Source organism: Paenibacillus antarcticus (genome assembly GCF_001637225.1).
GTDB classification, from domain to species: domain Bacteria; phylum Bacillota; class Bacilli; order Paenibacillales; family Paenibacillaceae; genus Paenibacillus_AQ; species Paenibacillus_AQ antarcticus.
Window position 1 is genome coordinate 1 of record NZ_LVJI01000050.1, and the last position, 6,691, is coordinate 6,691.

Below are 6,691 nucleotides of genomic sequence, written 5' to 3' on the forward strand. Positions count from 1 at the left end.
AGGTCCTTGTGTCCCTTGCGCTCCTGTAGGTCCTTGTGATCCTTGTGCACCTGTAGGTCCTTGTGTCCCTTGCTCACCTCGGGGTCCTTTTTTCCCACTCAGAGCTATTACGTTGATTTCTACTTGTGGACAAACAACTCGTTTATATTTTTTCTTAATCAGAATAACCCTTTTACATTCTTTTTTTCTTCTCAGAGGGCTAATAATATTAGTTTTCTTTTTACAGGGTTTTGTATGATCTTTAACGATACATTTCTTTTTACGAATACGCTTCTTTGTTACTGGAGTCATCCCATTCTTTTTATGTGTATTATCACACCTCAAGTTACACACCTCCCTATACTACAATTGTATATATAATGATATTTTTTTATTGGAGGTATGGACTTCAATCTAATAACTAATAGACATTACTCTATTTATCTGAAAATAGGTGTCAGATTACTCCATTTTATTCCCAACGAATATGTAACGAAATCGACTCAAATCCTCCACATTATGACTTGACATTATTACCATTATTGGAAATAATGATAACAACAGACTCGAGGTGATAAACATGAATAAACCAGATCTTATTGCACATCCGATTCGATTACGTATTATACAATTGCTGACTGTTAAAAAGGTGATTACCACTCAACAACTTCTAGGAAGTTTAGTTGATGTACCCCAGACTACATTATATCGACATCTAAAAAAACTTCTTGATGCGGACATCATATATATCGTCGATAAAAAAAAGGCGCGCGGGGCGATTGAGAAAACATACGCCTTATATGATCAAGCTGCCATTCTAACTCAACATGATTTAGAAATAGCTGGGCAAGAAGATCAAATAAGATATTTTCGAACCTTTACTACGATGCTATTAAGCAATATAGAACAGTATCTTCAAAGCGATTCTATTGATTTTATAAGGGATAACGTACATTTCAGACAAGTTGCTCTTCATTTGAGCAATGACGAATTAATTGATTTTGCTGACGCGTTTCAAAAGTTATTAATACCTCTCTTGAACAATCCCCCTAGCGCAGACCGTCAGTTGCACATGCTAACAACAATCTTACTACCAAGTCAGAACTAACAGACATAGAATATTAATATTTTTTATTGTAGAAATGGGAGGAGAACACAATGATTTTTCTATATGTGATTATTATAATATTCATATTGTGTATACTGTACCACTATACTGCCCTTGTAATTCAAGCAAAAAAATATCCCCCACCAGGTGAGCTCGTATCAGTAAATGGCCATAAACTACATATTTTTGGAGAAGGCAAAGGTTCTCCGACTATCATCTTTGATTCTGGTCATGGTTTACCTGCCTATACCAATTGGAGTCTGATCCAACCAGAAATATCTAAGACCTCGAGGACTTGTATTTATGATCGTGCTGGATATGGTTGGAGTGAAGGCAGTTCCAAGCCACGAACCAGTGCGCAAATGGTCGAAGAATTACACACTCTTTTAATAACCTCAGGTGAGAAAGCCCCTTTCATTCTTGTAGCCCATTCTATTTCAGCTCTTAATGCATGTTTGTTTGCTCATACATATCCTAGTGAGGTAGCAGGTCTTGTCATCGTTGATGGGGGAACCCCACAATTTTATAAACAATTAAATAGAAAACCTTTACTACGGATAATGCGTATTGCTAAGTATCTATCTATTCTGGGTTTAATACGAGTATTAGGACAATTCCGTTTGATTTCTTCATTAAACCTTGTGCAACAACATTTATCTCGCGAATATAGGAAATTAGATAAAGCTCTCTTCTATCGGCATTTCTTAAATGATAACATGCTGAATGAATTGATTTCTTTAGGTGAAAGTACTGAACAAGTTAGTGCTATTGACACACTTGGAGATATTCCATTAGTCATTATTACAAGTGGACAGAATGCAGCAAATATAAAAAATTGGCAAGCAGGGCACCTTTCAATACTTGAACTTTCAACAGATAAAACACATATTATTGCCGAAGGAATTGGTCATTCAGTCCATTTGGAACAACCAGAGACTGTCATTAGAGAAATAAGAAAACTATTAGATTCACTCTCAAAGTAAATTCCCTTCTCTTACATGACTCTATCCTTTACCTACCGTGTTGTGTTATTCCATAATTACCCTTATGATCAAGGGTAGAGAGGGGCACGAAGACATGCGTAAAATAATAACACTGATACTACTGTTTGTAGTATTACTACCATCACAAGTATTAGCTGCTACATCAACGTCTACCGTTGACAAGTTATTTTTCGAATCATATAAGGATCAAGTTAAAGAGGTCAAAGATGCACAGAAGAAATTGAATGATATCTTGTGTACGAATGTAAAGGCGTTAACAGAGAAGTCTAAGACTTCAACAACAAAATATAACAACGCAGTCAAGAGTAAAGCTAGTAAAGAGGTATTGGCTAAAGCAAAAGCTGAAAGAGATCTAGATAAAAAGACGCTAAATTCAGCCAAAGCTACTTGCTCTACAAAGGCTAAGGAACTCAAGAAAAAAAGTGACTCTGCCCTAAAAGAAATTGCAGCATATAAAGCAAAAACAGTAACGAGTATAAAAAATCATTTAGATGGTAAAGACAAGCTTACAGAAAATGACTTCAGCGAGTCTGTGTATCAAAGTCTGTCTGAGATAGAAAGTAAGTTCGATGCGATACTAGAATCCTTAAGTGCAGATTGAACCATTTGTTATTGCCCTTACTTAATACTAAGGGCTTTTTTTTTCATCTATTTTCTGTGTCTTCAAACTTAGTAGCTATTTTATTCATTTAAAATAGCCCAAGCAGATATATCCACTTGAGCTTTGGGCAATCCTATGTATCACTTCATATCTCTTAGTACTAATTAAAAGAAAAAAAGCTGAAGAACACCGAACACGACCGAAATGGCCACCAAAAACTTTGCTATAACTTCCTTCTTCATCCACATTAGAACAATCCCTATAACAGAAACAATACCAAAGGTGCCTGCAACGATTCGAGAAACCACGTAGTTGCTTGGAAGAGCCGTAACACTTATATAGCCGATAAGAACACCCAATATGGCGGTAACTACGAATATCACATTGTTGGTTTTTGGTTCTTTCACCGTAAACAGTAACGCAATACTGATTACGCTGACAACTGCTATAATAATAAATAAAATCGATAAATATCCAAGTGCCATAATATTATCCTCCTTCATTGATGTGGGCTTCACTTCAATTCATATGTTAGTAGCTGAATTTCGTTAGATAGCTTTTGTTAACCACATAATAACTTGTTTAACCAATTATCTATCAAATTATTCATAAACATTATGAATTAAGCCCAAATAAATGAACAAGCATGAACCCTAGACAAGAGAGTATGACCGATCCTATAAGTCCCGCAACAAATGGTCTCATTCCTAGTCGCTTAAAAGCCACCAAATCCACGTTCAATCCAAGACCGGCCATCGCCATAGCAATCAATAAGTATGCAATGGTTACAATGCCATTTGCAATAGACATGGGAACGAACCCTAAGGAATTAATGCCACTGACAAGAAGAAATCCAAGAATAAACCAAGGAATAGGGATAGATTTCCATGAAAACTTGTTATGAACCCCCTTCTCTTTCTGTTCCGATCTATTGCTCCAAATGCCGATTAGAATAGCAATCGGAACAAGCATAGCAACCCGCGTTAACTTGACTATCACCGCGATATCTACTGCTTCATTCCCTCCTGGAGCCGCTGCTGCTATTGTATGTGCAATCTCATGCAAGGTTGCTCCCGAGAATATTCCATAACCTAATGGCGTTAGCCCTAGAAATGGATATAGAAAGGTATATAGCAACGTAAATATCGTCCCTAATATTGCCACTATTGCCGCTCCAATTGCGGTCTCGTCATCATTAGCCTTAATTTGTGGAGAAATCGCAACAACTGCTGCTGCGCCACAGATTGCTGTTCCACAGGCTGTCAGAATACTCAAGCGTTTCTCAACTTTAAACAACCTTGCTATGCCGTACACGATGAGAAGTGTAAACATTATAACGATTACTGCGATAAGAAATACCTTGAGACCTGCATTTACAATGTCCAGGAGATTAAGCCTCATACCCAGTAAAATAATGCCGAGACGCAACAATTTTTTACTAGAAAAATTAACTCCTGCAACGATCATATCCGGCACGCATGCAATGGCTCGCCAAGTAATTCCGATCAAAATAGCAATCACTAGTTGTCCCATGATTGTGAGGAATGGGAACCCCGCTAATCCTTTGGCAACAATAGCGATGAACAAGGTTAATCCTATTCCAAGTGCAAAACCTATATGTTGTTTTTTCTTGCTTTGTATGGAGAATATCTCTGATTGGTCCATGGTGTACCCACTCCTTGTTATATCTCTAGTTGAGAAAGTCTGTTTGCTTTCTATGTCTCAACTATAAGATGCGCAAACAAAGAAGAGAAATACCTAAATGCTATCTATATCATTAGAAAAACTTATGCTTCGTTTGATAAGGTACAATAGTTTGTTCACAAATAGGGAACAGGATACAATGGGTTTAAGAATTCTATCGATTATAATGACATACTAACGGAGGACATAATAGATGATTGTAGATACCTTAAAGGTATTTGTTACCGTGGCAGAACAGCGAAATTTCTCCAGAGCTGCAGAAATACTTAATCTTTCTCAGCCAGGAGTGAGTCAACACATACGAAATTTAGAAAATGAATTTGGAGTTCAGCTCATGCATCGATCTTCTAAGCAAGTAAAGATGACAGAGGCAGGCCAAATCTTGTACAAGCAAGCCACACAAATGGTATCACTTTATGAAGCGGCAAAGGAGAAAATACATGTTCTACGAAATGAAGTGACGGGATCTTTAAGAATAGGTGCCAGCTTTACGATCGGCGAATACATACTGCCTCGTCTTCTTGCACAATTTGTCAATCAATATCCGCAAGTAGATATTCAGGTAACGATAGCCAATACAGAAGAAATCGCGCAAGCCGTTCATTCTAAAGAACTCGATGTTGGCTTAGTCGAAGGTCACGTTGAGTATTCGGAGATTCTACTGAGACCTCCTTTTATGGAAGATGAGATGTTATTGGTCTCTTCAACGGCTCATCCGCTACATACATTAAGAACTGTTGAATCACAGATGTTGCAAGATCAAGTCTGGATATTCAGGGAGAGTGGTTCTGGCACAAGAGCATACAGCGACCAATTTATTCAAGATAATCAACTTCGTGTCACACGATCTTTCGTATTTAACAGCAGTCAAGGGGTCAAGGAAGCTGTCGTTGTTGGACTTGGCATAGCCATGTTATCTCGCTGGGTCATACATAAAGAGTTAGAATCAGGGGAATTACATCACATTCAAATCAAAGGGAAACGATTTACACGCAATTTCCATATTATACAAGAACCGAAGTCCTTAGATACGATGGCCGTTAAAATATTCATACAGAAAATACGGGAACTTGAGCCTTCATTGACCATCATATTCGAAAAAAAAAGCCAGAGTCTTTGATATAATCAAGGACTCTGGCATGATCTGTGTAACGGACCCTAGATTACTTCTTAAAAGCTAATCTGAAGTCATTCATGACTTTTCTATGTCTTTCAATGTAATTCCATACCCAGAAGACAAGGATTAAGGAAGCCACTAAATATAGCATAGGAAGCACAATCGTAAGACTATTCAATAGAAATGCAAACACAAGAAGCAAACCATTGAATAAGTGATTGATCGCTGTATGTGCATTGCTCGGAATAAGATCCACAGCATTCTTGTCATAGTTCTGATGTGCGTAACGGATCGCCTGGACCGCAAATGGAATGGAAAGGAATGAAAAGTATAACGTAAAGGGTCCATATCCAATGACCGGTAACAACCCGATAATCGCATACCCAATGATAAAGCTACCGATTAGTATGTTTTTTGCTTTCTTCTTTCCTAATCGAACAACTAATGTTTTCTTATTAGAGTTCGCATCAGATTCTGAGTCTGGGAATTGGTTAATAATCAGAACGTTATTAATGAATAAAGCGACAGGTAAAGAGATCAGGAACGCTTCCAATGAATAGTGTCCTGTCTGTACATAGTACGCACCCATCGTCATTAATACGCCATAGGTCGTAGCAACGAGAAATTCTGCCACACCTGTTGCCATATTAATGAAAGAGAGCTTTCCTTTTCCGCCCGTATAAAAAACACCTGCTATTAGTCCATAAAGGATAAGTGGAATCAGACCCATACCACTTGCGAACACCAAATATATTCCTATTAATACGGCATTCGTTGAAAGGATTATCCCGAAGAACCCCATATCCGCTCTTGAGATTAGACCAAGTTGAATCATTCTTGAACCACCCGTAAATGGACGAATACCCGATTTGTTCTCATTATCACGTTCGGCGTCCTTCCAATCATTGATCATATTCGTGCCGGCTTGAATCATGATCGCTCCGAACAACGTAAGTAGGAAGGTCAGCATATTGAACTGATCACTCTGGGACAAGGCAAGTGCTCCACCCAATAGAATCGGCACTAACGCCGCTGTGAGCGACAAAGGACGTACCGCTTCTTTCCATGCCCGCGCCTTCGCTTTAACGTCATCCCATACATTTACGTTCTCACGATTATGTTCGAATTCGAACACCGTTGGCGGTTCGCCCTGAAGAATCTCCGGCACATACCTGTAC

8 protein-coding genes are annotated in these 6,691 nt (G+C 38.3%); 4 read left to right on the forward strand and 4 right to left on the reverse strand.

Annotated elements, in window-relative coordinates; all coding sequences use genetic code 11:
• Positions 1 to 324, reverse strand: a 324-nt coding sequence (locus PBAT_RS22355) for a collagen-like domain-containing protein (protein ID WP_169810163.1), incomplete at its 3' end; no start/stop codon positions are given.
• Between the two features lie 235 nt (positions 325 to 559).
• Between PBAT_RS22355 and PBAT_RS22360 the strand changes: the two genes are divergently transcribed.
• The 3 genes from PBAT_RS22360 (at position 560) to PBAT_RS22370 (ending at position 2,692) form a co-directional block, all read left to right on the forward strand.
• Positions 560 to 1,087: a helix-turn-helix domain-containing protein gene (locus PBAT_RS22360; protein WP_068652909.1), complete on the forward strand. Its 528-nt coding sequence runs from the start codon at positions 560 to 562 to the stop codon at positions 1,085 to 1,087.
• Between the two features lie 50 nt (positions 1,088 to 1,137).
• Positions 1,138 to 2,070: an alpha/beta fold hydrolase gene (locus PBAT_RS22365; RefSeq protein WP_068652908.1), complete on the forward strand. Its 933-nt coding sequence runs from the start codon at positions 1,138 to 1,140 to the stop codon at positions 2,068 to 2,070.
• Between the two features lie 94 nt (positions 2,071 to 2,164).
• Entirely contained in the window at positions 2,165 to 2,692 is a 528-nt protein-coding gene (locus tag PBAT_RS22370) for a hypothetical protein (RefSeq protein WP_068652907.1), read from the forward strand.
• A 164-nt stretch (positions 2,693 to 2,856) separates the two neighbouring features.
• On the opposite strand, the gene PBAT_RS22375 is transcribed toward PBAT_RS22370, so the two are convergent.
• Both PBAT_RS22375 and PBAT_RS22380 read right to left on the reverse strand, forming a co-directional pair.
• Complete coding sequence (locus PBAT_RS22375; protein ID WP_068652906.1) at positions 2,857 to 3,177, reverse strand: hypothetical protein; 321 nt, start codon at positions 3,175 to 3,177, stop codon at positions 2,857 to 2,859.
• Between the two features lie 130 nt (positions 3,178 to 3,307).
• Positions 3,308 to 4,357 carry a YeiH family protein gene (locus PBAT_RS22380; protein WP_068652905.1) on the reverse strand — a complete coding sequence of 350 codons (1,050 nt, stop codon included), beginning with the start codon at positions 4,355 to 4,357 and terminating at the stop codon, positions 3,308 to 3,310.
• 232 nt (positions 4,358 to 4,589) lie between these two features.
• Between PBAT_RS22380 and PBAT_RS22385 the strand changes: the two genes are divergently transcribed.
• Positions 4,590 to 5,516 carry a LysR family transcriptional regulator gene (locus tag PBAT_RS22385; RefSeq protein ID WP_068652904.1) on the forward strand — a complete coding sequence of 309 codons (927 nt, stop codon included), beginning with the start codon at positions 4,590 to 4,592 and terminating at the stop codon, positions 5,514 to 5,516.
• Between the two features lie 43 nt (positions 5,517 to 5,559).
• Here the strand turns inward: PBAT_RS22385 and PBAT_RS22390 are convergent.
• A partial coding sequence (locus tag PBAT_RS22390; protein WP_157091348.1) for a prenyltransferase occupies positions 5,560 to 6,691 on the reverse strand: 1,132 nt, incomplete at its 5' end.

Bases quoted from the DNA above. Each gene is read 5' to 3' on its own strand.
- PBAT_RS22360 (WP_068652909.1), top strand. From the start codon at position 560: ATGAATAAACCAGATCTTATTGCACATCCGATTCGATTACGTATTATA.
- PBAT_RS22365 (WP_068652908.1), top strand. From the start codon at position 1,138: ATGATTTTTCTATATGTGATTATTATAATATTCATATTGTGTATACTG.
- PBAT_RS22370 (WP_068652907.1), top strand. From the start codon at position 2,165: ATGCGTAAAATAATAACACTGATACTACTGTTTGTAGTATTACTACCA.
- PBAT_RS22375 (WP_068652906.1), bottom strand. From the start codon at position 3,177: ATGGCACTTGGATATTTATCGATTTTATTTATTATTATAGCAGTTGTC.
- PBAT_RS22380 (WP_068652905.1), bottom strand. From the start codon at position 4,357: ATGGACCAATCAGAGATATTCTCCATACAAAGCAAGAAAAAACAACAT.
- PBAT_RS22385 (WP_068652904.1), top strand. From the start codon at position 4,590: ATGATTGTAGATACCTTAAAGGTATTTGTTACCGTGGCAGAACAGCGA.